Source organism: Halogeometricum rufum (assembly GCF_900112175.1).
GTDB classification, from domain to species: domain Archaea; phylum Halobacteriota; class Halobacteria; order Halobacteriales; family Haloferacaceae; genus Halogeometricum; species Halogeometricum rufum.
In genome coordinates this window covers 1,441,008-1,466,512 of record NZ_FOYT01000001.1, presented here as the reverse complement: position 1 = coordinate 1,466,512, position 25,505 = coordinate 1,441,008, and the positions used below count along the sequence as shown (strand labels likewise).

Annotated in this window: 29 protein-coding genes; 12 read left to right on the top strand and 17 right to left on the bottom strand. The window is 67.8% G+C overall.

Annotation, left to right across the window (positions count from 1 at the left end):
• Window positions 1–63 precede the first annotated feature (63 nt).
• From BM310_RS07650 to BM310_RS21300, 3 genes are all read left to right on the top strand, one after another.
• A complete protein-coding gene (locus BM310_RS07650; protein WP_089806165.1) occupies window positions 64–498 on the top strand; it encodes a universal stress protein in 435 nt (144 codons plus the stop codon).
• Window positions 499–582: 84 nt separating this feature from the next.
• Window positions 583–1,380: an RIO1 family regulatory kinase/ATPase domain-containing protein gene (locus BM310_RS07645; RefSeq protein WP_089806163.1), complete on the top strand. Its 798-nt coding sequence runs from the start codon at window positions 583–585 to the stop codon at window positions 1,378–1,380.
• 40 nt (window positions 1,381–1,420) lie between these two features.
• Window positions 1,421–1,567 carry a hypothetical protein gene (locus tag BM310_RS21300; protein ID WP_177232554.1) on the top strand — a complete coding sequence of 49 codons (147 nt, stop codon included), beginning with the start codon at window positions 1,421–1,423 and terminating at the stop codon, window positions 1,565–1,567.
• 6 nt (window positions 1,568–1,573) lie between these two features.
• On the opposite strand, the gene BM310_RS07640 is transcribed toward BM310_RS21300, so the two are convergent.
• Window positions 1,574–1,984 (bottom strand): DUF4112 domain-containing protein, encoded by a 411-nt coding sequence (locus tag BM310_RS07640; protein WP_231751671.1) that lies wholly within the window; start codon window positions 1,982–1,984, stop codon window positions 1,574–1,576.
• 165 nt (window positions 1,985–2,149) lie between these two features.
• Here BM310_RS07640 and BM310_RS07635 point away from each other — a divergent pair, with 165 nt between their 5' ends.
• The gene (locus tag BM310_RS07635; RefSeq protein WP_089806159.1) at window positions 2,150–3,616 is read left to right on the top strand and encodes a PGF-CTERM sorting domain-containing protein; all 1,467 of its coding nucleotides are present in this window, start codon (window positions 2,150–2,152) and stop codon (window positions 3,614–3,616) included.
• A 4-nt stretch (window positions 3,617–3,620) separates the two neighbouring features.
• On the opposite strand, the gene BM310_RS07630 is transcribed toward BM310_RS07635, so the two are convergent.
• From BM310_RS07630 to BM310_RS07610, 5 genes are read right to left on the bottom strand one after another with little or no spacing between them, the layout of a single operon-like run.
• On the bottom strand, window positions 3,621–4,373 hold the full coding sequence (locus tag BM310_RS07630) for an ABC transporter ATP-binding protein (RefSeq protein WP_089806157.1): 753 nt from the start codon (window positions 4,371–4,373) through the stop codon (window positions 3,621–3,623).
• Entirely contained in the window at window positions 4,370–5,206 is an 837-nt protein-coding gene (locus tag BM310_RS07625; RefSeq protein WP_089806155.1) for an ABC transporter ATP-binding protein, read from the bottom strand. Before BM310_RS07625 ends, BM310_RS07630 begins: the two co-directional genes overlap by 4 nt.
• On the bottom strand, window positions 5,203–6,243 hold the full coding sequence (locus BM310_RS07620; protein WP_177232584.1) for a branched-chain amino acid ABC transporter permease: 1,041 nt from the start codon (window positions 6,241–6,243) through the stop codon (window positions 5,203–5,205). Before BM310_RS07620 ends, BM310_RS07625 begins: the two co-directional genes overlap by 4 nt.
• A 44-nt stretch (window positions 6,244–6,287) precedes the next feature.
• Entirely contained in the window at window positions 6,288–7,235 is a 948-nt protein-coding gene (locus BM310_RS07615; RefSeq protein ID WP_089806151.1) for a branched-chain amino acid ABC transporter permease, read from the bottom strand.
• 48 nt (window positions 7,236–7,283) lie between these two features.
• Complete coding sequence (locus tag BM310_RS07610) at window positions 7,284–8,555, bottom strand: ABC transporter substrate-binding protein (RefSeq protein ID WP_245778442.1); 1,272 nt, start codon at window positions 8,553–8,555, stop codon at window positions 7,284–7,286.
• Between the two features lie 240 nt (window positions 8,556–8,795).
• Between BM310_RS07610 and BM310_RS07605 the strand changes: the two genes are divergently transcribed.
• Window positions 8,796–9,626, top strand: coding sequence for a proline dehydrogenase family protein (locus tag BM310_RS07605; protein ID WP_089806147.1), 831 nt, complete (start codon window positions 8,796–8,798; stop codon window positions 9,624–9,626).
• A 96-nt stretch (window positions 9,627–9,722) separates the two neighbouring features.
• On the top strand, window positions 9,723–10,196 hold the full coding sequence (locus BM310_RS07600) for a universal stress protein (protein WP_089806145.1): 474 nt from the start codon (window positions 9,723–9,725) through the stop codon (window positions 10,194–10,196).
• Between the two features lie 55 nt (window positions 10,197–10,251).
• Here the strand turns inward: BM310_RS07600 and BM310_RS07595 are convergent, their stop codons facing one another.
• Window positions 10,252–10,980, bottom strand: coding sequence for a helix-turn-helix domain-containing protein (locus BM310_RS07595; protein ID WP_089806143.1), 729 nt, complete (start codon window positions 10,978–10,980; stop codon window positions 10,252–10,254).
• 202 nt (window positions 10,981–11,182) lie between these two features.
• Here BM310_RS07595 and BM310_RS07590 point away from each other — a divergent pair, with 202 nt between their 5' ends.
• Window positions 11,183–12,709, top strand: a complete 1,527-nt coding sequence (locus BM310_RS07590) for an aldehyde dehydrogenase family protein (protein ID WP_089806141.1) — start codon at window positions 11,183–11,185, stop codon at window positions 12,707–12,709.
• 361 nt (window positions 12,710–13,070) lie between these two features.
• Here the strand turns inward: BM310_RS07590 and BM310_RS07585 are convergent, their stop codons facing one another.
• From BM310_RS07585 to BM310_RS07575, 3 genes are read right to left on the bottom strand one after another with little or no spacing between them, the layout of a single operon-like run.
• Window positions 13,071–13,493 (bottom strand): CoxG family protein, encoded by a 423-nt coding sequence (locus tag BM310_RS07585; protein ID WP_089806138.1) that lies wholly within the window; start codon window positions 13,491–13,493, stop codon window positions 13,071–13,073.
• Between the two features lie 40 nt (window positions 13,494–13,533).
• On the bottom strand, window positions 13,534–13,758 hold the full coding sequence (locus BM310_RS07580) for a DUF7123 family protein (RefSeq protein WP_089806136.1): 225 nt from the start codon (window positions 13,756–13,758) through the stop codon (window positions 13,534–13,536).
• A gap of 58 nt (window positions 13,759–13,816) precedes the next feature.
• Entirely contained in the window at window positions 13,817–13,999 is a 183-nt protein-coding gene (locus tag BM310_RS07575) for a DUF7525 family protein (RefSeq protein ID WP_089806133.1), read from the bottom strand.
• A gap of 186 nt (window positions 14,000–14,185) precedes the next feature.
• Between BM310_RS07575 and BM310_RS07570 the strand changes: the two genes are divergently transcribed.
• Both BM310_RS07570 and BM310_RS07565 read left to right on the top strand, forming a co-directional pair.
• The gene (locus BM310_RS07570; protein WP_089807081.1) at window positions 14,186–15,466 is read left to right on the top strand and encodes an LEA type 2 family protein; all 1,281 of its coding nucleotides are present in this window, start codon (window positions 14,186–14,188) and stop codon (window positions 15,464–15,466) included.
• Between the two features lie 108 nt (window positions 15,467–15,574).
• Complete coding sequence (locus tag BM310_RS07565; RefSeq protein ID WP_177232583.1) at window positions 15,575–16,018, top strand: DUF7528 family protein; 444 nt, start codon at window positions 15,575–15,577, stop codon at window positions 16,016–16,018.
• 42 nt (window positions 16,019–16,060) lie between these two features.
• Here BM310_RS07565 and BM310_RS07560 read toward each other — a convergent pair whose 3' ends face one another.
• From BM310_RS07560 to BM310_RS07550, 3 genes are all read right to left on the bottom strand, one after another.
• Entirely contained in the window at window positions 16,061–17,092 is a 1,032-nt protein-coding gene (locus BM310_RS07560) for a phosphate signaling complex PhoU family protein (RefSeq protein WP_089806132.1), read from the bottom strand.
• 105 nt (window positions 17,093–17,197) lie between these two features.
• A complete protein-coding gene (locus BM310_RS07555) occupies window positions 17,198–18,268 on the bottom strand; it encodes an ATP-NAD kinase family protein (protein WP_089806130.1) in 1,071 nt (356 codons plus the stop codon).
• A 236-nt stretch (window positions 18,269–18,504) separates the two neighbouring features.
• A complete protein-coding gene (locus tag BM310_RS07550) occupies window positions 18,505–19,200 on the bottom strand; it encodes a competence/damage-inducible protein A (RefSeq protein ID WP_089806127.1) in 696 nt (231 codons plus the stop codon).
• 142 nt (window positions 19,201–19,342) lie between these two features.
• On the opposite strand from BM310_RS07550, the gene BM310_RS07545 reads away from it, so the two are divergent.
• Window positions 19,343–20,521 carry a glycerophosphodiester phosphodiesterase gene (locus BM310_RS07545; protein ID WP_089806125.1) on the top strand — a complete coding sequence of 393 codons (1,179 nt, stop codon included), beginning with the start codon at window positions 19,343–19,345 and terminating at the stop codon, window positions 20,519–20,521.
• 66 nt (window positions 20,522–20,587) lie between these two features.
• On the opposite strand, the gene BM310_RS07540 is transcribed toward BM310_RS07545, so the two are convergent.
• The 4 genes from BM310_RS07540 to BM310_RS07525 all read right to left on the bottom strand — a co-directional run bounded on the left by BM310_RS07540 (window position 20,588) and on the right by BM310_RS07525 (window position 23,230).
• Complete coding sequence (locus tag BM310_RS07540) at window positions 20,588–21,394, bottom strand: DUF5803 family protein (protein WP_089806122.1); 807 nt, start codon at window positions 21,392–21,394, stop codon at window positions 20,588–20,590.
• A gap of 6 nt (window positions 21,395–21,400) precedes the next feature.
• Window positions 21,401–22,081 carry a DUF2110 family protein gene (locus BM310_RS07535; RefSeq protein WP_089806120.1) on the bottom strand — a complete coding sequence of 227 codons (681 nt, stop codon included), beginning with the start codon at window positions 22,079–22,081 and terminating at the stop codon, window positions 21,401–21,403.
• Window positions 22,081–22,608, bottom strand: a complete 528-nt coding sequence (locus BM310_RS07530; RefSeq protein ID WP_089806118.1) for a transcription factor — start codon at window positions 22,606–22,608, stop codon at window positions 22,081–22,083. Before BM310_RS07530 ends, BM310_RS07535 begins: the two co-directional genes overlap by 1 nt.
• 70 nt (window positions 22,609–22,678) lie before the next feature.
• A complete protein-coding gene (locus BM310_RS07525) occupies window positions 22,679–23,230 on the bottom strand; it encodes a tRNA (cytidine(56)-2'-O)-methyltransferase (RefSeq protein WP_089806116.1) in 552 nt (183 codons plus the stop codon).
• A 137-nt stretch (window positions 23,231–23,367) separates the two neighbouring features.
• Here BM310_RS07525 and BM310_RS07520 point away from each other — a divergent pair, with 137 nt between their 5' ends.
• Window positions 23,368–24,327, top strand: a complete 960-nt coding sequence (locus tag BM310_RS07520; RefSeq protein ID WP_089806114.1) for an SDR family NAD(P)-dependent oxidoreductase — start codon at window positions 23,368–23,370, stop codon at window positions 24,325–24,327.
• Window positions 24,328–24,374: 47 nt separating this feature from the next.
• Window positions 24,375–25,325 (top strand): NAD-dependent epimerase/dehydratase family protein, encoded by a 951-nt coding sequence (locus BM310_RS07515; RefSeq protein ID WP_089806112.1) that lies wholly within the window; start codon window positions 24,375–24,377, stop codon window positions 25,323–25,325.
• Window positions 25,326–25,505 lie beyond the last annotated feature (180 nt).

Sequence of the window (25,505 nt, the reverse complement as noted above, 5' to 3'; positions counted from 1 at the left end):
ACCCGCCGAACCGACGGCCGAGACTCCGCCGCGATTATGGCGGGGGAACGTGAATCGCCGCCCATGTACGAGCGAATTCTGGTGCCGACGGACGGCAGCGAGTGCGCCGAAGCAGCGGTCGACCACGCCGTCGACCTGGCCTCGAAGTACGACGCCGAGGTGCACGTCCTCTACGTCGTCGACGTGCGCGTGAGCGGACAGGGCGAGTGGGCACTCGACGCCGAGGCGGTCCACGAGGCGGGACAGGACCACGGCGACGCGGTGGTCGAACGGGTGGCCGAGGGAATCCGCTCGGCGGGCGTCGAGGCGACGACGGCCGTCAGGACGGGCATCCCGGGCAACGAGATACGCGACTACGCCGCCGAGGCGGGTTGTGACCTCGTCGTGATGGGGACGCACGGTCGGACCGGTATCGACCGCTACCTGATCGGGAGCGTCGCCGAACGCATCGTCCGCACCGCCGACGTGCCGGTGATGACCGTCCGCGCCGAGGACTGACGCGGGTCGTCGGTTCCGTCCGGCGATTCGCACGCCGTGCTGCCGACAGGACAGTTAAACCCGCGGCGGTCCTTACCCGGTGGTATGGAACTCCGCCGCCTCGTCAGGGGGCGCGTGGACTGGCCCCGACTGGAGGCCGTCGTCCGCGAGTTGCGCGAACGGTACGGACGCGAGGAGTTGCACGTCCGCTTTCTGGAGGCCGACAACTGGCTCTCGACGCCGATGGTCGTCGACGACGAGTGGTTCGTGAAGGTCGTCTCGCGGCAGAACTCGCTGGTCCACGCGCTCTTCACCACCGGCCGGAACCTCGGCGCGTTCTCTTCGGGCACCGAGGGCTTCTTCGAACACTTCGGGACGCCGTTGGAGATGGCCGAGCACGAACTGGAGGCGACGCGCCGGATGCGCGACATCGGGCTGAACGCGCCCGAACCCGTCGAGGCGTTCGAGGTGCAGGGTCTCGGCGTCCTCGTCCTCGAGTACCTCGACGACTTCCGGACGCTGGACGAACTCGGCCGCGAGACCGAGGCCCGACTCGCGCCCGCGGTGTTCGCCTCGCTCCGGACGATGCACGACCACAACCTCGTCCACGGCGACCTGCGCGCGGAGAACGTCCTCATCGTCGACGACGAGGTGTACTTCATCGACGCGACGAACGTGAGCGAGGAGGGGGCGGCCGACGCGAAGTCGTACGACCTCGCGTGCGCCATCGCGGCTATCGAACCGCTCATCGGCGCGAAGGCCACCGTCGACGCCGCTCTGGAGTCCTACGAGGCGACGGCCCTCCTCGACGCTCTCGACTTCCTCGACTTCGTCAACATCCGTCCCGACCACGACTTCGACGCCGCCGCGCTGAAGGGCGTCATCGGGCACCGAGCGTCCTGACCGCGGGAGCCGTTTTCTCCTGGCGTCGCCATCCTCTCCTATGCGCCTCCGCTTCGACGACCGCACATTCGACTACCAGACGCTCCGCGTGTTCACCGAAGAAGAGGGCGCGGCCGACCACTGCCAACTCGGCAACCCCTCGCTGGCGCACGGCGTCGTCTACGACTGGCTCGACGACGCGCTGTGAGCCGCGTTACTGCCCCGTGAGGTGCTTCTCGAAGAGGTCCGCGTTCTTGACGTTCGACTTCCAGAAGACGTCGAAGACGTCGCCCAGCACCGGAATCGAACCGACGCCGACGTCGACGACGATGTTGAACAGCATCTTCGCGATGACGCCCTTGTCGGCACCGGCGCGCGCCGCCTCCGCGACGGTGTAGAGCGAGACGGCGCCGGTCACGAGGTCACCCGACACCGGGAGGAGACCGACGAGGGAGTCGAGGCCGATTCCCTTGTTCGTGCCGGGAATCGTCACCGCCTCGTCCATCAGGTCCGCGAGGAAGCGAACTCGACGGAGCGCGCTCTCCTCCTGTGCGGTGAGTTCGTCCGTGGAGACGTCTAGCTCTTCGTCCATCGCGTCGTCGAGAGAGACTACTGACTCTGACATACTGCTCACTACGACCCCACCACTCGTGACTTTGGTGGCCGTATATACAACGCTGGAGATAGTGAAAAAATCCGCGATGCGCGGCGGCGACGGACTGAAGCGGCGGGCCGCATCTGCCCCGCCGCCGGCGGTGGATATTTGCTGCTGTATCGAGAGCATCACCGCATGCAGTCCGCCCGATTGGCCCTCCTCGGAGCGGTGACGACCGCCGTCCTCCTCGCCGCGGCGACCGGCGTCGCCGTCGCGGACCACCAACCGCCCGACGCGCCCGACGGCAACGTCTCCGTCGCCGTCGTCGGCGGGAACGCTACCGGCACACTCTCGAACGCGACGGCCGTCCGCCGCGCGCGCGCCGCGGGCGCCACGTTCGACCCGCCGTACCTACTCCCCGGCGACCGCCTCCTCGTCGAACTCCGCTCTCCAGGGCTGACCCGAGCCTACGAGGCCAGCGACGGGGCGAACGCCACCGAACGGCTGTTCCGCGCGGTGAACGAGACGGACGCGAACCTCTCCGTCGCCCAGTTCGCGGTGACGCCGGAGCGTCGACAGGCGTTCGTCTCCCTCCGCCGGAGCGACGTCCGAGTCGTCCCGGACCCGGCGAACGAGACGTTCTTCCTCCTCGTGGACACCAGAAACGTCACGCTCGTCGCCGACGACGGCGACCGACTCGACTACGACCTCGACCACATGTCGTTCAGGGTCGTCCTCGAAGCGCCCGCGGGCGACGGCGGCCGACAGGTATCGACCGCCGACGTGGTCTTCGAACATCTCGACACGGACCTCGACAGTCGGTCGCCCTCGCTCGAACTGGACGGCAGGCCGACCGTCCTCGCCCCGAACGCCACCGTCGTCTCCGTGAACGGGTCGACCGCGGCGCGGGCGAATACGACGCTGACCGTCCGCGCCGTCGACGCGAACGGGACCGTACTGGCGACAGACCGCGTCGTCACCGACGCGGCCAACGACTCCGAACCGCACGGACCGTCGACGTTCGCGGCGACCCTCTCCGTCGGGTCGTTGTCGCCGACGGACACGTTCCGGCTGTCGGTCGAACGCCCCGAGGGAACGCTGTGGAGGCAGACCGTCGTCGTCGGCGAGATGCCGCGGATGGGGAACCTCTCGGCCGCCGTCGTCGAGGGAGGCGAACGCGACGGCGAGGTCCGCGTCGACGGGACGGTCCGCCTGCCCGACGACGGCTTCCTCGCCGTCGGCGACGACGGGCCGCCAGTCGTCGCACCCGTCCCCGAGGGCGAGGCGGTCAATCGTACGCTGTACGCGAGTCGCGAGGCCGTCACGGAGGACGGGACCGCCTTCGTCTTCGTGATGTGGGACGCCGACGGGAGCGGGAACCTGACCGACGAGGACGTGTCGTGGCACGTCCGCGGCGACCCCGACCTCTCGGCGCGGGTCCCCGTTCGGACGCTCGAGTCGGCCGGGACGACCACCGGGACCGAGGCGGCGACGGAGACGCCCCACGAGACGGCGTCGCCGACCGGCGAAGACGGGACGGCGGGAGCGGAGACGGTCGAGACGGGGACGAGCGAGACCGGAACGCCCGGATTCGGGGTGCTCTCCGCCGTCGCGGCGTTGCTACTCGCCGTCGCGGTGATTCGGAAACGAAACGGACGGTGAGGGACTACTCGTAGTCCGCGCCGCCGAGGTACAGTTGCGACACCTCGGGGTTGTCGAGCAGTCCGTCGGCCTCGTCCTCGTAGGCGACGGTGCCCTGGTCGAGGACGTAGCCGCGGTCGGAGATGGACAGGCCCTCCCGGGCGTTCTGTTCGACCATGAGAATCGCGGTTCCCAGTTCGTTCACCGTCTGCACGTCTTCGAACACGTCGGCGACGATGCTCGGTGCCAGCCCCGCCGACGGTTCGTCGATGAGGAGCACGTCCGGTTCCATCACCAGCGCGCGGGCGAACGCGAGCACTTGCCGCTGGCCGCCCGAGAGCGTCCGCGCCTTCGCCTCGCGCTTGTCGTCGAGGATGGGGAAGCGGTCGTACAGTCGCCCGATGACCTCCTCGACGCCGCCGCTTCGGGCGACGCCGCCCATGCGGAGGTTCTCGTCGATGGTGAGCGAGCCGAACACGTTGTCCACCTGCGGGACGTAGCCGACGCCCATGCGGACGAGGTCCTCGGGTTCGGTGCCCGTGATGTCCTCGCCGTCCAGTCTGACGGTCCCCGTCCACGGCTTCAGGAGCCCGAAGATGGTCTTCAGCACCGTGGACTTGCCGGCCCCGTTCGGGCCGATGAGACAGACGATCTCCTCGCGGTTCAGGTGGAGGTTCAGGTCGTGGAGCACCTGTGCCTCGCCGTAGCCGGAGTCGACGCCCGAGACGTCGAGCGCGCGTTCGACGCGCGCCTCGGTGACCGCGTCTTCGGAACTCACGGGCCGGCACCTCCGAGATAGGCGTCGATGACGCGCTGGTCGGAGCGAACCGCCTCCGGCGTCCCTTCCATCAGCACTTTGCCCTGGTCGAGGACGATGACCGGGTCTGCGAGGTCCATGATGAACGGCATGTCGTGTTCGATGATGAGGAAGGTCTGGCCCTCCTCGTTGAGTTCGCGGATGAACCGCTTGATGTCGTTCGCGAGCGTCGGGTTGACCCCGGCGACGGGTTCGTCGAGCAGCAGGATGTCGGGGTCCGTCGTGAACGCCCGCGCGAGTTCGACGAGCTTCAACTGCCCGCCGGAGAGTTCGGTCGAGGGCTGGTCGATGAGATGGCCTATCTCGAACCGGTCGAGCAGTCGCTCCGCGCGTTCGACGTTCGCGCGTTCCTCCTGAGTCACCGTCGACGGCGACAGCCACAGGGGGAGGATGGACTCGCCCGACTGGTTCGTCGCGCCGACGAGCATCGCCTCGCGGACGGACATCCCCTCCAACCGTCTCGGCGTCTGGAACGTCCGCACCAGTCCCTGTCTGGCGGTCTCGTACGGTTTCAGCTCCGTCACCTCGGTGTCGTTCACCCAGACGCGGCCGCCGTCGAGGTCGTAGAACCCCGAGATGAGGTTGAACAGCGTGGACTTGCCCGCGCCGTTCGGACCGATCATGCCGGTGATGGAGCCGCGTTCGACTTCGACCGAGACGTCGTCCGTGGCGACCAGTCCGCCGAACGTCTTCCGGAGGTCCTCCGTCCGCAACACCGGGTCGGACTTCCCGAGGTTCGCACCCTCGTACGTCATCTCCTCGTGACTGCCGGTCTGTCCGGCGTGGTCGCTCATTCCTCACCCTCCCCCCGGCGCGCGCCGGGCCAGATGAGTTCGTCGCGCGGCGGCAGCAGCCCTTCGGGCCGCAGGCGGACGACGAGGATGATGAGCAGGCCGACGAGCAGCAGTCTGAGCGGTGCCAGGTCGAGGCCGAGGGCGGTGAACGCCTGCACGTCGTTCAGGAAGCGCGTCCCCTCGCGGATGGCGATGACCGTCGCCGCGCCGAGGACCGCGCCGCGGTTCGACCCGGTGCCGCCGAGGATGACGGCGACCCAGATGTAGAACGTCGTCAGGGGGACGAGGTCCGAGGGGTCGATGTAGAGGTTGACGTGGACGTAGAACGCCCCCGCGATGGCCATGATGACCGACCCGAGGACGAACGCCTGCATCTTGAACGCGTAGGTGTTCTTCCCCAGCGCCTTCGCGAGGTCCTCGTCGGACCGAATCGTCCGGAGGACGCGCCCCCACGGCGACCGGTGGACGCGTCGCAGGAAGACGTAGACGAGGCCGATGAGGACGACGACGACGCCGACGTTCGTCGCGTTCTGCGTCAGCGGCAGCGACTCCAAGAGTCGGGGGATGCCCGAGATACCGCTGGAGCCGGCGGTCCACTGCTCCTCGTTGAGGATGATTCGGCGCACCACCTCGGCGAGTCCCAGCGAGGCGATGGCGAGGTAGTCCTCGCGCAGTCGCAGCGTCGGGATGCCGATGAGGACGGCGACTATCGCGGAGACGACGATGGCCGCGAGGAAGCCGACGACGGGGTGCAACCCGAGTCCGAGCGGCGACGTGGGCGCGCTCAACAGCGCCGCCGAGTAGGCGCCGATGCCCCAGAACGCGGCGACGGAGAAGTTGATGAGGCCCGCGTAGCCCCACTGGACGTTCAGTCCGAGCGTCAACAGGACGTACATCCCGGCCAGCGACAGTAGCGACAGGAGGAACGGCAGGCGGACGACGCCGAGCGCCGTCGCCAACAGCAGGATTGCCGTCGCGCCCGCGACGCCCGCGAGGACGTTGCGCTCGCTCTGCGAGCGAACGAGGCGGTCGTACAGACCGCCGCGTTCCGTCCCGCCGTCGGCCGCGGATTCCGCGTCGGTCACGTCGCATCACCCGCGATTCCCTGCGGCCGGACCAGCAAGATGACGACCATGATGACGAACGCGACGGCGGCGGCGTACTCGGTGCCGATGGGGATGCCGACGAGGCTGAACAGCGGCGTCAGTTCGTACAGCATCCCGATGACGAGGCCGCCGAGCATCGCGCCGTAGACGGAGCCGATGCCGCCGAGGATGACAGCCGCGAACACGATGAGCAGGATGTCGAAGCCCATGCGCGGGCGGACCAGCGTCTCCAGACCGAGGAAGACGCCGCCCGCGGCGGCCAGCGCACCGCCGATGACCCACATGGCGATGATGACCTCCTTCGTCCGAATCCCGCTCACACGAGCGAGGTTCGGGTCGTCGGCGGTGGCGCGCATCTTCCGGCCGAGCGTCGTGTACTGCAGGACGACGTGGAGCCCGCCCACGAGGACGAGCGCCGAGACGACGGCGACGACCTGTCGGGGCGTCACCGCGAGATTCAGTACCTCGCGAACCGCCGGTATCGGGCCCTCGCGGGGGACGCCGTACCGCGAGGCGCCCGTCCCGAACGCGAGGAAGATGACCGCGCGGTACGCGAGCGCCACCCCGATGCTCGTGATGAGGAGTTCGATGGAGCCCGTGTCGAGGGGACGGTAGATGACGAACTCCGTCAGGACGACGACGACGGCGGCGGCGGCCATCCCGGCGACCAGTGCGACGAACATCCACACCGGGAAGCCGAGCACGAGGATGCCCTCCATCGCCGGCGCGAGGACGCCCGCGGCGGCGAGTGCGCCGAACGCCCCGACGGTCATCGTGTCGCCGTGCGCGAAGTTGGCGAAGTCGGCGATGCTGTACACGAGCGACAGGCCGATGGAGGCCAGCACGATGACGCTGCTGAACACGATTCCGTTGACGAGGAACTGGACCGGGTTCAGCCCCTGCAACGGGACGAGTAGCGTCACACTCGCCTCCCGGGGCGACGCCCCGTCTCTGCACCCGTTCGAACCATCTTAGCTCGTGACGTAGTCGCCGTACTCGTACTCGTGGTCCTGCACGGAGTAGACCTGGTAGAGGCCCGGCGGGTCGCCGTTCTCGTCTAGGTCCACCGGACCGCTGACGCCCTCGTAGTTCACGTCGCTCGGAGAGCCGCCGTCACGGAGAATCGACGCGCCCTCCTCGAAGGAGTACACCTCCTGTCCCTCCGGGCGCGTCACGTCGCGGACCACCTCGTTCAGCGCGGCTCCGGTGAACTCGTCGGCCGCCTCGATGGCGAGAGCGGCGATGGTGACGGCGTCGTAGGCGTAGGCGGCCCACACCGTCGGCGTCTGGTCGTACTCCGACTCGAACTGCGAGACGAAGTTCTGGTAGTTCTCCTGGTCGGCGGGCGCGGACTCCGTGATTCCCTTCATGCCGTCGAGGCTCCCCTCCGGCGTGTTCGCCAGAATCTCCTCCGCGACGGTGGACTCGGCGCCGTAGTAGTCCACGCCGGTGTTGTAGCCCTGGTCGAACGACTCGTTCGCCATAACGGTCATCTCGTTGGCGTAGGTGAGGAACAGCCACGCCGTCGCGTTCGTCGAGGCCATCTTCGTCAGCGTCCCGCTGTACGAAGACTGTCCCTGGTCGTGCGGTTCGTTGAACACGACGTCGCCCTCGAAGCTCTCGGCGAACACCCCGGAGAGGCCGCTCCCGTAGTCGTTGTTCACCCACGTCACGGCGACGGCGTCGTGCCCCTCGTCGGAGATGAACTGCGCGAGCGCTTTCCCCTTGGCCGACCCGGAGGGACTCGTCCGGAGCAGTCCCGGCCGGGAGGTGAGTTCGGGACTCGTGGAGTTCTGCGAAATCTGGACGACGCCCGCGCCCTGCGTGACGGAGTCGTACATGGCGATAGAGACGCCGGAGCCGACGGCGCCGATGAACAGGGGGACGCCGTTCTGCTCGACGAGTTTCTGCGCGGCGGTGACGCCCGCCTGATTCGACGACTCGGAGTCCTCGACGGTGATGTCCAGTTGGCCGTCGTCGGAGCCGACGCCGGCGTCGTTGATGGCCGCGAGGGCGAGGTCCTTCCCCCGTTGGTTCCGCTTGCCGTAGGGAGCCAGCGACCCGGTGAGCGCGTCCACCATGCCGATGGTGTAGGAACTCTGGCCGCCGGAGTCCTCGCTCTCGGTGTCCGTCTCCATCTCGGTGGCGTCGCCGCCGGAGTCACCGCCGGTGTCGCCGCCCCCACTCGTCGGCGTCGATTCGGCGTCTTCGAGACAGCCGGCCATCCCCGCAACTAGACCCATACCTGACAGTTTCAGCAGCGTACGGCGGTCAAAACGTCCGCCCGTGCCATCACTTTGCATGACGGAGTATCGTCACCGGTGTTCGGGAATAAGGACACGACCTACCATGGTCGGGTTTCTCTCACGCGGATGGTGAATCGTCGGGATTCGACGCCCGAGACGGCCGTTTCGCCGCGCGTCCGAGGAGGGTGAACATGGTCGGGTCACCCACTAAGGGCGTTGCTCTCTCACTCACGAGCGATGATACCACCGGTTGCGAACAACTTCGTCGCGGGCGAGGACGTCGAGGGCGTCCTCTCGCACGTCGCCGACATCAACGACCGAGGGATTCGCGGCATCGTGAACCTGCTCGGAGAGCACTACGACGACCCGAGCGACGCCGCCGCGGACACCGACACGTACCTCGAACTCGTCGAGCGAATCGACGCGGCGGACCTCGACTGCTGCGTCTCGGTGAAGCCATCGCAGGTCGGTCTCGACGTGGGGACGGACGCGTTCCGGGAGAACCTCGGCCGAATCGTCGAACGCGCGGACGACCGCGGCGTCTTCGTCTGGGTCGACATGGAGGGTCACGAGACGACGGACGCGACCCTCGACGCGTTCGAGGAGAACGCCCGCGCGTACGGCGACGTCGGCGTCTGCGTGCAGGCGAACCTGAAGCGCACCGAGGAGGACCTGCGACGACTGGCGGACCTGCCGGGGAAGGTCCGACTCGTGAAGGGCGCGTACGACGAACCGAAGCGCATCGCCTACCGCGACAAGGCGACGGTGGACGAGAAGTACCGCGAGTATCTCGACTTCATGTTCCGCGAGTTCGACGGCGGTATCGCCGTCGGCAGCCACGACGTGCAGATGGTGAACTACGCCGCCGACCGCTACCGGGAGTACGGGACGCCGTTCGAGGTGCAGATGCTGATGGGCGTCCGCGAGGACCTGCAGGACGAACTCACCGAGTCGATGCCCGTCTACCAGTACGTCCCGTACGGACCGAAGTGGTTCTCGTACTTCACCCGACGCGTGCGCGAACGGAAGGAGAACGCCCTGTTCGCCCTCCGCGCCGTCCTCGGGTGAGGCGTCTCCCGACGGGCGACGCGACGCCTGCATCGAACTCTCACGAACTGGGAAGGACGGGCTAGAACTACCTTCGTGCCCGAACGTTCGTGACACATGGACGAAGAGACCGACGCGATTCTGGACCCGAACGTGAGCCCGAAGGCGGACTTCGACGACGTGCTCGTCCCGACCGACGGGAGCAAGGCCGCACGCGCGGGCGCGAGACAGGCCATCAAGTTCGCACAGCGCAACGGGGCGACGTTGCACGTCCTGTACGCGATGGACATGGGCGACGCCGACTACGTCGCGGTGCCGAGCGACATCGAGCAGACGCGGAAGCGACTACAGAAGAAGGGCGAGAGGTACGTCGCCGAGATAGCGGACCTCGCCGCGGAGGCGGACGTGCCCTGCGTCACGTCCGTCACGTCGAACACGCCCATCGAGGCGATTCTCGAGTACGTCGAGGAGAACGACGTCGACGTCGTCGTCATGGGCAAGCGGGGGCGCTCTGACCCCGACAAGCCGCTCATCGGTTCGATTACGAACCGGGTCATCGGCGCGCTGGACGTTCCGGTGTTCACGGCGTGAGCGACCCGGCGGTGCCGCCGTCGACGAGGGGCGTCGAGCGCAGGGTCGACGTCGGTCAGTTCGACTCGGGGTCGAGCAGTTTCGCCTCGGCCTTCCGGAGGTGTTCGAGCAGCGTCGTCTTCGAGATGTCCAACTCGCCGGCGAGTTCGCGCGTCGAGACCCCCCGCGGCCACTGGTAGTAGCCGCGTTCGCGAGCGAGTTCGAACACCTCCCGTTGCGTCGCGGTGAGCGTCCCGAGGCGGCGGGCGCGTTCGGGTTCGACCGTGTCCGAGGTGGCGATTCGCTCGACGGTTATCTCCGCGCCCGCTTCCTCGCGCACCGCGTCCAGGGCCGTCTCGATGTCGCCGCGTTCGCCGGCGAAGCACACCTTCCAGTACTCCCTGCCGTTCTCGATGCGCGTGGGTGCGCTGTGGACGAACCCCTGTCTCAGAAGCGTCGGACAGATCATGTCGCCGGGGTCGTACTCGAGGAAGAACTCGCGCGCGACCCGTCCCGGTGCCACCCGTGCGGCGGTCCTGCCGAACCGCTCCTGTAACTCCTGCACGTCGCCGCCGTGTTCGGACGCCGCGATGGTGTCGAGCAGCGTCTCCACCTCCGCCGCGGTGTCGCCGTAGGCGGTGAACAGGCCGTTCACCGTCGTCGCCCCCGTCTCCGGCGCGTGGTAGATTGCGTGCGCGAGGATGCCCCCGGGGTGTCGCTCCGTCGCCTCTATCGCCCAACAGTTCGGGTGCCACAGGTCGAGCGTCAAGCGCGTCCCCGCCCGAGTCGCTTCGCGTACGGCCATGATACGACGGAGTTAGTCCGCTCTCGGATATAGTGTTTGTCTTTACCACGCCGCGCAGTCGCTCGGTTCGTCGTCGGCGAAGACGGCCGCCGACGCGGTCCACTCGCCCGACACCCCGGGACGACGACGACGACGCGCCGACCCGGGAGCCGTCCATGGGAGGGTCAGCGACTATTAAGTGACCATCGAGAATATTGCCAGTATGACGAACGGCGAAGTGTACCAACACTACATCGGCGGCGAATGGACTGACGGGACCGGAGACGAGACGTTCGAGAGCGAGAACCCGGCGACGGGCGAGACGCTGGGCGAGTTCCGACGCGGGACACCCGAGGACGTGGACGCCGCACTCGCGGCGGCCGACGAGGCCGAGGAGGAGTGGCAGGCGCTCTCGCACATCGACCGCGCGGAGTACCTCTGGGACATCTACCACGAACTGAAGGACCGCCACGAGGAACTCGGCGAAGTCGTCACCAAGGAGTGCGGCAAGGAGATTTCCGAGGGGAAAGCCGACGTCACCGAGGCGTGGCACATGGTCGAGTGGGCCGCCGGCGACGCCCGCCACCCGAAGGGCGACGTGGTGCCCTCGGAGATTCCCGCGAAGGACGCCTACATGCGCCGCAAGCCGCGCGGCGTCGTCGGCTGTATCACGCCGTGGAACTTCCCCGTCGCCATCCCGTTCTGGCACATGGCCGTCTCGCTGGTCGAGGGCAACACCGTCGTCTGGAAGCCCGCCGAGCAGACGCCGTGGTGCGGGCAGATAATCGCCGAGATGTTCGAGGACGCCGACATCCCCGAGGGCGTGTTCAACATGGTGCAGGGCTTCGGCGACGCCGGCGAGGCCATCGTCGACGACTCGCGCGTCGACACCGTCCTCTTCACGGGGTCCGCCGAGGTGGGCCACGAAATCGCCTCGAAGGTCGGCGGCGAACCCGGCAAACTGGCCGCCTGCGAGATGGGCGGTAAGAACGGCATCGTCGTCACGGAGAACGCCGACCTCGACATCGCCGTCCACTCGGCGGTCATGTCGTCGTTCAAGACCACGGGGCAGCGCTGTGTCTCCTCGGAGCGCATTATCGTCCACGAGTCGGTGTACGACGAGTTCAAAGAACGGTTCGTCGAAGCGGCGGAGAACGTCGCCGTCGGCAACCCCCTCGACGAGCAGACGTTCATGGGCCCCCTCATCGAGGAGGGCCACGTCGAGAAGGTGACGAAGTACAACGAACTGGCAAAGCGCGAGGACGTGAACGTCCTCGTCGACCGGACGGAACTGAACGACGACGAGATTCCCGACGGACACGAGGACGGCCACTGGGTCGGTCCGTTCGTCTACGAGGCCGACGCACACGAGAACCTGCGCTGCACCCACGAGGAGGTGTTCGGCCCCCACGTCGCCCTCCTGCAGTACTCCGGCGACATCGAGGAGGCCGTCGAGATTCACAACGACACCGACTACGGACTCGCGGGCGCGATTATCTCCGAGGACTACCGCGAGATAAACTACTACCGCGACAACGCCGAAATCGGACTCGCGTACGGTAACCTCCCGTGCATCGGCGCCGAGGTTCACCTGCCGTTCGGCGGCGTGAAGAAGTCCGGGAACGGCTACCCGAGTGCCCGCGAGGTCATCGAAGCCGTCACCGAACGGACGGCGTGGACGCTGAACAACTCGAAGGACATCCAGATGGCGCAGGGTCTCTCGGCGGACATCAAGACCAGAGACGACTGAGGCGTCGAAAACCGGCCGTCCGGGCCGGGTTTTCTTCTGAAGCGTGGTTCGACCGGGTCGGAGTGTGAACCGTCCCGCGGCGTTCCTTGGCCGCGAACGGTTCGACGGGCGCGCGTGGTGGCGTGTGAGGTGGCGGGCTACCCTCGCCGGGTTCGAGGGCATCCGCGCCGACGCCAGAGGCGCGTCGTGCCGTAGCGGACCCCGTTCACTACGGCGTGGTGCGGCGGGTCGTGCCGACGTAGACGAGAAAAGCGTCTTTTTGTCGGCGATAGCGGCTAAGGATGGGAGACGAATAAATGCACCGGGTGAAGCGATGGCGTCGCACGCCACGCCGTGGCACGGTTTCGCGTGCGCGAGGGCGTCACTCCAACTCGTCTCGAAGCGCCGCCTCGAGGTTCTCCAGTTCCCGGTCGAGGTTGCGCTTGAAGAACCGCTCGACGCCCGGGACGCGTCCGTCGACGACGAACTCGTTGCGGAGGCGGCACCCCGTCTCCGTCTCCTCGATGGTGTGCTCGCCGGTGACGCGCATCACGCTGGACTTGCCGACGAACCTGACGAAGCGCGGCGGGTCGACTTCGACGTCCTTCGTCTCCACCTTCGCGGTCGAACTCAGGAACGGAATCGGCAGCGAGACGTGCCAGGTCGCCTCGTTGGTCTCCGGGTCCACCTCGTACCGTTCGACCACGCTGATGGCTTCGGCGCGGTTTCGAGGGTCGGAGATGAACTTCCAGACGTCTTCGGGAGGAACGTCGAACTCGAACGCGCGCCTGACACGGACCGTCATGTGCGACGGCTACGGAGGGCAGGTAAAAAAGCCACCCGACCTAACCCATCGTGACGCGCCACGTCGTCGAACGGGCGCGCCCCCACTTCTCTATCTCGACGTCCTCTGATTTCTCTGCGAGTCGAGGGAGACGCGCACCGACCTGCTTCGCGGAGAGGCCGATGGCCTCGGCGATGTTCTTCGCCCGGAAGTATCGCTCGCCTGCGCCGACGCTCTCTCGCAGGTAGCCGATGATCCGCTGTTCTTCGTCGGTGTACTCGCTCATTCTCAGCGGTCCTAGGTGTTTTTCCGTCTTAACGGTTTCTCGTCAGACGCGTATCAAATCACCAGAACGTCTGCGCGGAGACGACGGCGAGGGACGCCGCGACGACGGCGACGGCGAACGCGACGGCGGTGGTGAGTTGGTCGCCCGAGGCGACCATCCCGGCCGCCGCCACGGCGGTGAGAACGGAGAAGAGGACTGCGAGGCCGATTCCCATGTCCGATTGGACGTTCTTGGTCTGCATACGTTCGGGTTCGACGGTACCGACTTAGTTCATTCGACAACCGCCGAGACGGACGCTCCGCCCGGCGCGGCGGCGGCCCCCGGTTCCGTGTCGGTCCGGACCGACGACCGATTCTCGACAGAGAAAGAACACCTCCAGCGACAGTCGGCCAAACCGACTATATGGGTGCGACGAATCGCCACGGGCATGTCCGGGCAGATTGCGTCGGTGCTACTGCGGAGCAGACTCGGAGTCGCGGCCACGGCCGTGGCACTCCTCGTCGTCCTCGGCGGCGCGTTGGTCGCCGCGGGGGTCGTCGGCGCACCGTCCGTGTCGGGCGTCGAGAACCGCTTCGGCGACGTGACGAACGAGACGACCACCATCGAGACGACCGTCGCCGTGTCGAACCCGACCCCCCTCGGCCTGCGCCTCGGCGGCGTGACGGTGACCTACGACGTTCGGATGAACGATGTGCGAATCGCGGGGGGCGAGAAGTCCGGCGTCGCCGTCGAGACGGGGAACGCGACGGTGAACGCGACCACGCGGATGCGCAACGAACGCATCGTCCCGTGGTGGCGGTCCCACGTGCGGAACGGCGAACACACCGTCGTCACCGTCGACCCCGCGGTTCGGTCCTCGACGCTCGGCCGGACGTTCGACGCGCCGAACGTCACGCGCGAGGTGGACACCGACATGCTCTCGCAGTTCAACTCCACGGAGACGCGGCCGGTGAACGCGGACGCGCCCGTCGTCTCGGACCCCGTCCTCTACGTCAACGAGACGGGTGCGCGGTGGGGCGCGGTGAACGAGTCGGTGACGCCGCTTCACCTCCGGTTCGTCGTCTACAACCCCAAGCCGTACCCCGTCACCGTCTCGCGCCTCGGCTACGACATCTCGATGAACGACGTGGCCGTCGGCGACGGCACCAGCGAGTCGGGACACGTGATTCCGCCCGAGTCGGCGAAGACCATCGAGACGACGACGTACGTCCGCAACGACCGCCTCGACGAGTGGTGGGTGAGTCACCTCGAACGGAACCAGGTGACGGACCTCCGAATCGACTTCCACGCCCGACTCGACCTGTCGGGGCAGACGGTCCGCGTCCCCCTCGACGCGGTGACGTACACCGAGACCGTCGAGACGGACTTCTTCGGCACCAAGCCGACGACGAACGAGACGGGCGGCGAGGACGGTGAGAGCGCCGACGCCGAGACGACGGCGACGGCGACAGCGACTGAATCGGCGACGACGACTGCGGCGCCCACGGAGAGCGACGACGGCGTACTCCTCGGCGACGACACCGAGACGCCCGCGGACGCGGGCGGTTCGACCGACACGGCGACATCGACGCCGACGGCGACGCCGACGACTGTTCCCCTCCCGCCGGCGTCGGAGACGGCGGCGGACGACGGAACCGCGACGACGACCGACGACGGACTGCTCTCGCGCCTCCCGTCGGCCGCGGCGGCGGTCCGCGACGCCCCCTGACCTGCCGTTTCGCCGACAGGCTTTTACTGAGTCCCTCGAAACGGGCGGACATGACGAACCGGAGTCGCCACACTCCTGATCGAGTTCTTCGCGCGCGATGAGACCCCACTGTCGGTGACCACGGACGGCGAGTCCGTCGTCGTCCGAGTCGGCGACTGTTCCTGTGAGATGTCCAGGGCCGACGCCGCCGCGTTGCAAGACGTGCTGGGCGCGGCCATCACGGAGAAACGAGAGTTCCTTCGCACGGCGGGCGAGTACCGTACCGACGGCAGTTACGTCGTCTCGCGCCGCGGCGCCGACTCCGCGGGCAACACGAAGGTGTTCGACGACTTCGACGCCCTGCGCCGACTGTTCGACCGCCTGCCCGAGGAGTTCACGGCCGACGACGTCGGCCGGACGGGCATCACCGGGTCGCGGCGACACATGGTCGTGCGCCACTTCGGCGAGCATCCGGCGTTCGACTGCGACGTCACCAGTCGGAACCCGCTGACGGTCGTCAAGACGACGGCCGCGGATACGACGGACGAGGCCGCGGACGCGACGGCCGACTGACCGCCTCGGACGGCCCCCGCGGAGAGTTCGTCGACCGACGACTCAGCCGATGGTGACGTGCTCGGACTCCTCGTTGAGCGCGAGGTTCGCCGCTATCTCCGCGTTCCGCATCGCGTACTGTGCGGTCTGCTGGAGACTGACCAGCACCTCCCGAATCTGCAGGAGCTTCTGGTTGTCCATCTCCTCCAAGTCGTCGAGGATGTCGCGCTCTTTGTCGCGGATGTCGCGGAACAGGTCGCGGCACTCGACGGTGAGGTCGTAGTCGCGTTCGACGACCGACTGGACGGCCTTCGACGTGATGTCGTCCACCTGGTCGGTGAACTCGCGGATGCGCCGCATCGTCGTCGAGTCGATGTCCAGCGAGTGTCCGTCGGCGTTCATCACGATGTTGGCGATGTCCTCGGCGTTGTCCGCGGTGAGTTCGAGGTTCTTCGCCACCGACCGGTAGCCGATGAGGGGGAAGCCCGACTCCAGCCCCACCGCCCGGCACAGGTTCGGGTTCTGATACGCCGTGAAGATGAGGCGGAGGAGGAGGACGAAAATCTTGTTCGCCTGCCGCTCGCGGTTGAGCGCACGCTGTGCGAGGTCCGGGTTGCCGTGTGCCAGCGCCTTGATGGCCTCGCCGCGCATCGTGCTCCCGGTGTTCTCCAGCCGTTCGAGCAGATTGTCGAGGCTGAAGTCCTCGGGGTCCACCGAGCACCGGATGGCGATTCGCTCGGGCGTCTCCTCGATGACGCCCAGCCCCATCAGTTGCGTCTCCGCCTTGTAGACGGCGTTGATGTGTTCGGAGTCGAGTGCGCCTTCGCTCTTCTCGATGTGGATGACTCGGCGTCCGAGGACGTACTGCGCGACGATGGCCCGTTCGAGGGCGTCCGCGTTGAGGGCGTCCGCGCGGATGGTCGCCAGCGCGTCCTCCTGACTCGCGGACTCTGGGAGGACCGTCAGCGTCCCCTTCCCGCCCATCCGAAGCGACACCTCGTCGCCTTTGTTCACGTTGTGTTCTTTGGCCCACTCTGCCGGGAGCGTCATCGCCAGCGTGGAGGGTCCCAGTCGCTGTACCTTACGCGTCTCCATATCGAACCCCTTGTTGGGGATGACCTTAACCCTCACTATATGCTGATTATACGTACACCTACGTCTCGGAGGACATAAGACTGCGAACCAGTGACACGAACGGCGTCAGACGACCTTCATCATCCGCCGTTCGAACCGGCCGACGCGGACGCGCGTCCACCCGCGGAGTTCCTCGTCCAACTCCGGGTCGTCGGTGTCGACGTGCAGTTCGCCGATGCCGTCGAGTTTGGCCCGCGAAGCGATTATCTCCACCTCGCACCGCCGAATCACGTCCGGCGAGAGTTGCGGGTTGCCGCGCCCGAAGACGAACCCCTGTCCGCCGATGGGCGAGACGACGATGACGTTCTCCTCTTCGGGTCCGAGGCAGTCGAGAATCTCCGACTCCGAGGCGTCGAGTGCGACCACGTCGCCGTCGCGCCACACGTCGACGCCGATGGGCGACCCCTCGAACCCGAGTTCGGCCTTCACCGCGCCGACCGTACTGCCGGGTCCGAGGACGAACGTCTTGCCGGACGCCTCGCGCACGTCGTCGGCGACGCCCGCGGCGAGTGCGTCCACCGTCCCGCCGCCGAGTTGCTTCGACGACTGAAGCGCGTCGGCGACAGGGACGTGGGCCACGCCGCGGAGTTCCGGGTGGACCTCGCCCTCGCGGTAGTCGTCCTCGTCGATGTCCATCACTTCGCGGCGTTCGGTCCGGTCGAACGTCGTCGCCACCGTCGCGGCGTCCTCGGGCGAGACGGCGAACACCGAGGAGTAAACTTTCACGCCCGCCGGTGCGCCGAGCATCGGGACGCCGGTTCCGTCGAGGGTCTCGGCCACGTCCGCGGCGGTGCCGTCGCCGCCGACGAACAGGACGAGGTCCACGTCCGCGTCGACGAACGCCTCGACGGCCCGACGGGTGTCGGCCGCCGTCGTCTCCGCCGCCGCCGGTTCGCCGAGGACCGTCGGCGAGAGACCCACCTCGCGCGCCTCCGACTCGCCCATCTCGCCGCCCCAGACGAGGAGTTCGACCGCTTCGTTCGCGCCGCGCAACGTCTCGAACATCCGCCGGGCGCGGTTGGGCGCGCGCGGGTCGGCACCGCGGGCGCGGGCCTCTTCGACCTTCCCGTCGGTCCCTTTCAGTCCTACCCGGCCACCCATCCCCGCGATGGGGTTCACGACGACACCGATTCGCATACTCGAACCGAGTGACGGCCGCCCAAAAAGCCCGCCGGTGCGGGCGTCGAACGCGCGTCGGTGCAGGAACTCGAACGTTTAAGAAAGGTGCCCGGTAAGGGAGAGACAATGATGATTCCGCTCGAAGTCACCGGCGAACCGTTCCCCATCATGGAGACTGGGGCGACCATCCTCATCCTCGCCATCCTGATGACCGTCGGCTGGTTGCTCTACCTCTATCGGTAGGACGGACGGCGTCAGTCCTCCTCGGCGAGTTCCACCTGCCCCCGAAGCCACGCGGCCGCCTCGGCCAGTTCCCCCTCGTCGCTCGCCGTCAGTTTCAGGCGCACGCCGTCGCCGGGGTAACTCCCGACGGTCACGTCGAACTTCGCCTGCACGTCGCGGAGTCGGTCCACGAGTGCGCTCTCGGGTTCGCTCGTCAGGACCGTCTCGACGTACGTCGCCTCGCCGTCGAACGCCTCCGCGACGAGTTCGAACATCGCCTTCATCTCGGCTGGGACGCCGGGGAGGACGTAGATGCCCTCGACGACGGCGCCCGGGGCGACGCCCTCCTCGTTCGGGAGCATCTTCGCCCGCGCCGGGAGGTGCGTCGTCCCCTCGGCCAACTCGTCGGCGGAGTAGCCGCCGTGTTCGGTCAGCCACGCCTTCGCCTCCTCGTGTTCGACCAGGTCGCGGCCGACGGCGGCGGCGACGCCCGCCATCGTCAGGTCGTCGTGCGTCGGGCCCAGACCGCCGGTGACGACGACGGCGTCGTACTCGGCGCGGTACTCGTTGACGACGCGGGCGATGTCGGCGACGCGGTCCGGCACCGTCGTCACCCGTTCGACGCGGACGCCCCGCGCAGTCAGGCGGTCCGCCAACCACGCGGCGTTCGTGTTCACCGTGTCACCGGCGAGGAGTTCGTCCCCGACGGTCACGACTGCGACTCGCATGGGTCTCCTTGGAACGAGGGTGGCAAAAGCCCCGCGGCACGCTCCCGAGCGCTCACGTTCTCTCATTCCGACCAATCATAATAATACAGATATATATATCCCTTACAAGCAGTTTTATCGCCGCCGGGAGAACCCCCGTGTGATGTCACAAGACAGACAGGAGCTCGGTCGGCGGTCGTTCGTGGCAGGCACAGGCGCGGTCATCGGCGCGTCGGCGTTCGGCGGCGTCGCGGGCGCGACCGAAAGGAATACCTCGTCGTCACGGGGCGAGGCAGACGTGCAGGAGAGTTCAGCGAGCGAGCGTTCGGAAGGCGGTGCGCCGGACCCGACGATAATCGCCCACCGCGGGTTCGCGGGGCAGTATCCCGAGAACACCGTCGGCGCGGTGGGACGGGCGACGTGGGGCGACGGCGCCGACATGGTCGAGATAGACATCGTCCCGTCGTCGGACGGGACGGTGGTCGTCTTCCACGACTCGAAACTCAGCAGTCGCGACGGCGGCGAACGCGGACTCACGGACCTCGACGGATACGTCTGGGAACACCCGTGGGAGGAACTGCGGGAGACGGAAGTGCTCCAGAGTGGCGAGACGATTCCGAGTCTCCAGCAGGTGTTCGACGCGCTTCCCGATTCGGCGGGCGTCAACATCGAGTTCAAGAACCCCGGAACGACGGACGTCTACTTCGCGGAGAAACTCAACGAGGAGACACTCGCCCAGCAGAAGGAGGTGTGGCGGCCGATGGCCGAGTCGGCGCTCGAAATAGCCGACGACGCGGCGAACGACGTCCTCGTCTCGTCGTTCCACGAGGCGGCCCTCGCCGTCGTCCGCGACATCGACCCCGACGTTCCCATCGCCTTCCTGTTCTGGGACTCCATCGAGACGGGACTGGAGATAACGCGGGAGTACGACTGCGAGGCGATTCACCCGCCGTACAACATGATTCAGGGGACGCCGTTCTTCGGCGACGAGTACTACCTCTCGGGCCCGTTCGCGGACGTGGACCTCGTCGCCGTCGCCCACGAGGAGGGTCGGACGGTGAACACGTGGACGGTCGGCACGTGGTATCAGGCCGAACGCCTCGCCGAGGCGGGCGTCGACGGCCTCATCGCCGACCACCCGAACCTGCTGTGGACGGCCGACGACGAGGCCGACTGGGGCGGCGACGACGACTCCGGGACGGAGACGGAAACCGAGACGGAGACGGAAACCGAGACGGAGACGGAAACCGGGACGGAGACGGCGACGGCGACGAGCACGGAGACTGCCACCCCGACGGAGACGGCGAACGGGACGAGTACCGGAACCGACGACGGAGACTGAGCGCCGACAGAAACTGAACGGTGACGAAAACTGAACGGTGACGAAAACTGAACGAAGCCGGGGAACTCAGCGCATCCCCGGCGGCGGGCCGTCGTCGAACTCGTCGTCGTCGGTGTCGACGTCGAGGCCCATCTCCTCACGCTGGTCCTTCAGCGCCTCTATCTGCTGGCGGTAGTAGAGCAGTCCGCCGAGACCGATGACCGCGAACAGGGCGAACACGCCGCCGAAGATGTACAGGTCGCGTTCGAGGTAGAACTGCACGGAGACGGTGTCCGCGCTCATCTCCTCGGCGGTCCACCTGAGCAGGACCTGCCCGTCGACGGTGGACTTCTCGTAGCCGCCGGGTCGCGCCTGTCCGATGATGGGCGCGTCGATGCTGCGGTCCGGCGGGAGCAGGATCTCGTAGGAGCCGTCGACGTACGTCGGCAGCGAGAACCGCTTGGGCGACCCACCGCTGGTGAAGGCGAGTTCGCCGCCCCCGCCGTCGGGCGCGTCGCCGGGCAGGACGACGGTTGTCACGTCGCGGTTCTGCCGTATCTCGGCGCCGCGGCTACGCATCTCGCTCCCGGTGATGACGGTGCCGTTGGGGTAGCGGTAGCGCACCGCCTGCACGGACAGGGGGTTACGCCCGCCGAAGCCGTCGCGACGGAACAGTTGAATCTCCGTCTGGTTCAGTTCGTAGACGGCGGCGAACTGCGTGTTCTCCCGAATCTCGATGTGGACCGTCGCGTTCGACGCCCACGCGTAGCCGTCACCCGGCGGTTCGGCGTCGACGCGTTCGGTGGAGACGTCGCCCGTGCCGAAGCCGAGACACCCGGCGGTCACCGCGAGGAGGGCGAACGCCGCGACGGCGAGGAGCAGTCGTCGATTCATCTCTCCTCAGGTCAGGACGCACTTGAGTTCCGCGCGGAGGTACTTCCCGATGCTGGCGAGGAGGCCCGGCGGGTCCGTCCCCTCGGGACAGACGATGCTCTGTTCGAGGAGGCCGAGGCGTTCGACGGTGACGATGTCCTCGGCGTGCCCGGCGCGGTTGACCGTCGCGCGGACCTCCCCGCGCGTCGCGCTGTTGACGTTGACGCGGCCCGCACCTTCCTCGCGGGTCCAGCCGTACAGTCTGTCGCGCGTCTCGTCGGCCAGTCGCGACCCGTCCTCGCTGTAGACGAACGAGAGCGGCGTGTGCTGGACGATGCCGAAGCGGTCGCGAATCTGCGTCGGCGTCCCGGTGCCGAGGCCGAGTTCGTCCGCCTCGATGCGCACGTAGTCGTGAAAGCCCACGTCGAGGACGAAGCCGTCGTCGTCCCACTCGTCGAGGGTGCCGACGTACGTCTCGCCCTCCTGCAGGTGCGGCGTCACCTCGCCCCACTCGTCGCCGAGGAGGTTGCGCGCGGCGGTGGCGTCGTCGCCCGTCACGGTGACGGAGACGAAGTCGTCGTCGCGGACGCCGATGTCCCACGAGACGTCCAACTCGCCCACGTCGTTGCGGATGAGCGAGTCCAGACTGTCGAGGGCACGCGTCCGCGCGTCGCCTTCGACGTAACATTTCGTTGCGAGGACGACCATCAGTTGGCCTTCGCCTCGACGTTCAGTTCGTCCCGCAGTTCCTCGATGCGTCGCTCCATGGCGTCGACCATGTCGTCGTTCTCCATCGGTTCGAGGGGAGCGCCGGTCTCGGGACACTGGAAGCCGAGTTCCATCGCCTCGGAGAACTCGAAGCGGATACCCGCGGGTTCCGAGAGGTAGAACTCGTGGGTCCGCTCGTACTCCAACCGCTCCTCGAGGGCGTCGAGGAGGCGGTACATCTCCTCTTCGAGGTTCTCGGGGATGTTCTCGTAGTGGAACGTCCACAGGTAGGTGAGCCACCCCGAGTCCTCGTCGCGCACGCGGCGGTACGACGCGAGGTCGTTCTCGTAGAGGATGAAGAGCGCTCGACGGACGTCGTTCAGTTCGAGGCCCAACTCCTCGGCCAACTCCTCGTCTGTGACCTCGCCGTCGGGCGGCGCGGCCGCGACCGGCATCCCCGTCGGTCCAACCAACTCGTGGAGGTACTTCTGGATGACAGGGTCGTTCAGCAGCCCTTCAAAAGCCATTGTGTTGTGTTCCGCCGCAAAGGCGTTTAAAATCTCCGGATGTGACGTGGTTCGTCGCCGCGGATTCCCCCTACTCGCCGTCGGCCGCGTCGGGGTCGACCACCCGCTTTCCCGTCGCCTTCGGAATCACCCGCCGGTCGGCGTCCGCCCACTCCCGTTCGAGTTCTCGGCCCTCGAACAGGCGGTCCAGAAACACCGCGAGGCCCGCGACTTCGGAATGGGGTTGGTTCGTCACGCCGACGTTGTAGTCGGCCGCCTCGTACACCTCGAACGGCACCTTCTCGCCGCCGACGACGACGAGAATCGGGTCCGTCTCGTGGGCCGCGCGCACGTCGTCTTCGACGTCCTGCACGCGTTCGCCGTACATCGTCAGGTGGACGACGACCCCCTCCCAGTCGCGGATGAACGCGTCGAGTGCGTCGGTCATCTCGACGGCGAACGGGCCGCCGAACCGACCGGTGATGTCCTCGACCGTCTCCGCGGACTGCCCGGCGTTGCCGGGGAAGACGACGCGGTCCGCGCCGAGGGCGCGGGCCGTCAGGCCGACGTGCGTCGTCATCCGGTCGTCCCGCCCCGGCCGGTGGCCGTACCGCAGGACGGCGACTTCGGGTTCTGCTTGCATACCGCCTGCGAGTCGGTCCGCGCGCTAAGGCCCTTCGCTTCTCGCCGCCGCGCCGCCGGTTGCGCGGCCGCCGCCCGAACCGTCCGACGGACCGCCGGGACGCGACGATATATCCGCGTCGGGACCGAACCTCGGGTATGGTCTCGACGTGCCCGGACCCGCCGCGACTCGACGGGCGGACGATGGTCGTCACCGGCGGGACCGACGGCATCGGCTACGAGACGGCCCGCCGACTCGTCGCCCGCGGCGCGCGCGTCCTCGTGACCGGTCGTGACCCCGCGAAGGGGGGCAGGGCCGTCGCCGACCTGCAGAGCGAGGCGACCGGCGACGGCGACGCCGCCCTCTACACCGCCGACTTCGCCTCGCAACGCGACGTTCGCGACCTGGCGGCGCGCGTCGACGACGACGTGGACCGCCTCGACGCGTTCGTCAGCAACGCGGGCGCGTGGTTCTCCGACCCCGAACTCACCGAGGACGGCGTCGAGGCGACGTTCGCGGTGAACCACCTCGCGCCGTTCCTCCTCGTGAACCGCCTCGCCGACCGCCTCCGCGAGACGGCGGCGGAGACGGGAGAGGCGCGCGTCGTCGTCGTCTCCTCGGAACTGCACCGCAACGGCCGGATGGACTTCCGGAAACTCCGCTCGGTCCACGACGTGACGGGCTCCGCCGCGTACGCCCGGTCGAAACTGGCGAACGTCCTGTTCACGTTCGAGGCGGCCGACCGACTCCGGGGGACGGGCGTCACCGCCAACTGCCTCCACCCCGGCGCGGTGCCCGGAACGTCGCTCTCGCGGGAGTACGGCGGCGCCGTGCGCGCGGCCGTCTCCGTCCTCGACGCCCTCCCCGAGTCGCTCACGTCGCGGTTCGTCCGGACGCCCGCCGAGGCGTCCGACACCCCGGTCTACCTCGCCTCCTCCCCCGAAGTCGAGGGCGTCACCGGCGAGTACTTCGCCGACTGCGCGGTCGAACGGCCCGCGGCGGCGGCGCGCGACGAGCGAACCCGCCGGCGACTGTGGGACGTGAGCGCGGACCTGACCGGACTGGGCGAGGAGGCCATCCCGCCGAACTCGACGCGCGGTGAAAACCCCTCGCAGTGAGCGCGCGGGACCAGAACGAACTTACTGCCCGGTGGTCCAGTGCCGGTATGCAACTCTCCGAGAAGCGAGTCGTCGTCACCGGTGGCGCGGGACTCGTCGGCTCTCATCTCGCACAGCACCTCCGCGACGACAACGACGTGGTCGTCGTCGACGACCTCTCGAAGGGGACGCGCGAACGCGTCCCGGACGGCGTCGAGTTCGTGAAGGCCGACCTGACCGACGCCGACGACGTGGCCGAGGCCATCACCGCGGACGTCGACGTGGTGTTCCACTTCGCCGCCTACACGGACACGAACTACGCCGACCCCCGCAAACTGTTCGAGGAGAACACGGAGATGACGTACAACGTCCTCGAACGCATGGACGAGGTGGGCGTCTCGAACCTCGCGTTCACGTCCTCGTCGACGGTGTACGGGGAGGCCCCGCGTCCGACGCCGGAGGACTACGCCCCCCTCGAACCCATCAGCGTCTACGGCGCGTCGAAACTGGCCGACGAGGGACTGCTCTCCACGTACGCCCACTCGAAGGATTTCACCGTCTGGCTGTTCCGCTTCGCCAACATCGTCGGCCCGAAACAGCGAGGCAACGTCGTCCCCGACTTCATCGAGAAACTGCTGGAGGACCCCGACACGCTCACCATCCTCGGCGACGGCCGACAGGAGAAGTCCTACCTCCACGTCGAGGACTGCGTGCGCGCCATCTCGCACGTCGTCGAGAACGCCGAGCAGTCGATGAACACGTACAACCTCGGCACGCGGACCACCACCTCCGTCACCACCATCGCGGACATCGTCGCGGACGTGATGGACGTCGACCCCGAGTACGAGTTCACCGGCGGCGACCGCGGGTGGGAGGGCGACGTGCCGCGGATGCGCCTCTCCATCGAGAAACTGTCCGCCCTCGGGTGGGAACCGGACGCCTCCAGCGACGACGCCGTGCGCCGCGCCGCGCGCGAACTCGCCGCGGAACTGCGCGCCGAGTACGGCGTCGAAGCCTGAGGCCGGCCGCCGGACGTCCGGAGCGCCGGCCGATACCGTCGACCGCCGGTCCGCAGACGAGTCCGGCGCCTCGCGCCGCCGAACGCCGTGCTCCGGCGGACGACGGGACGGGTCGGCTCTGCCCCACAGTCGGCGCTACCGTCAGCGCGGCGCCCCCGTCCGGTGCCTCTCGATGCGACG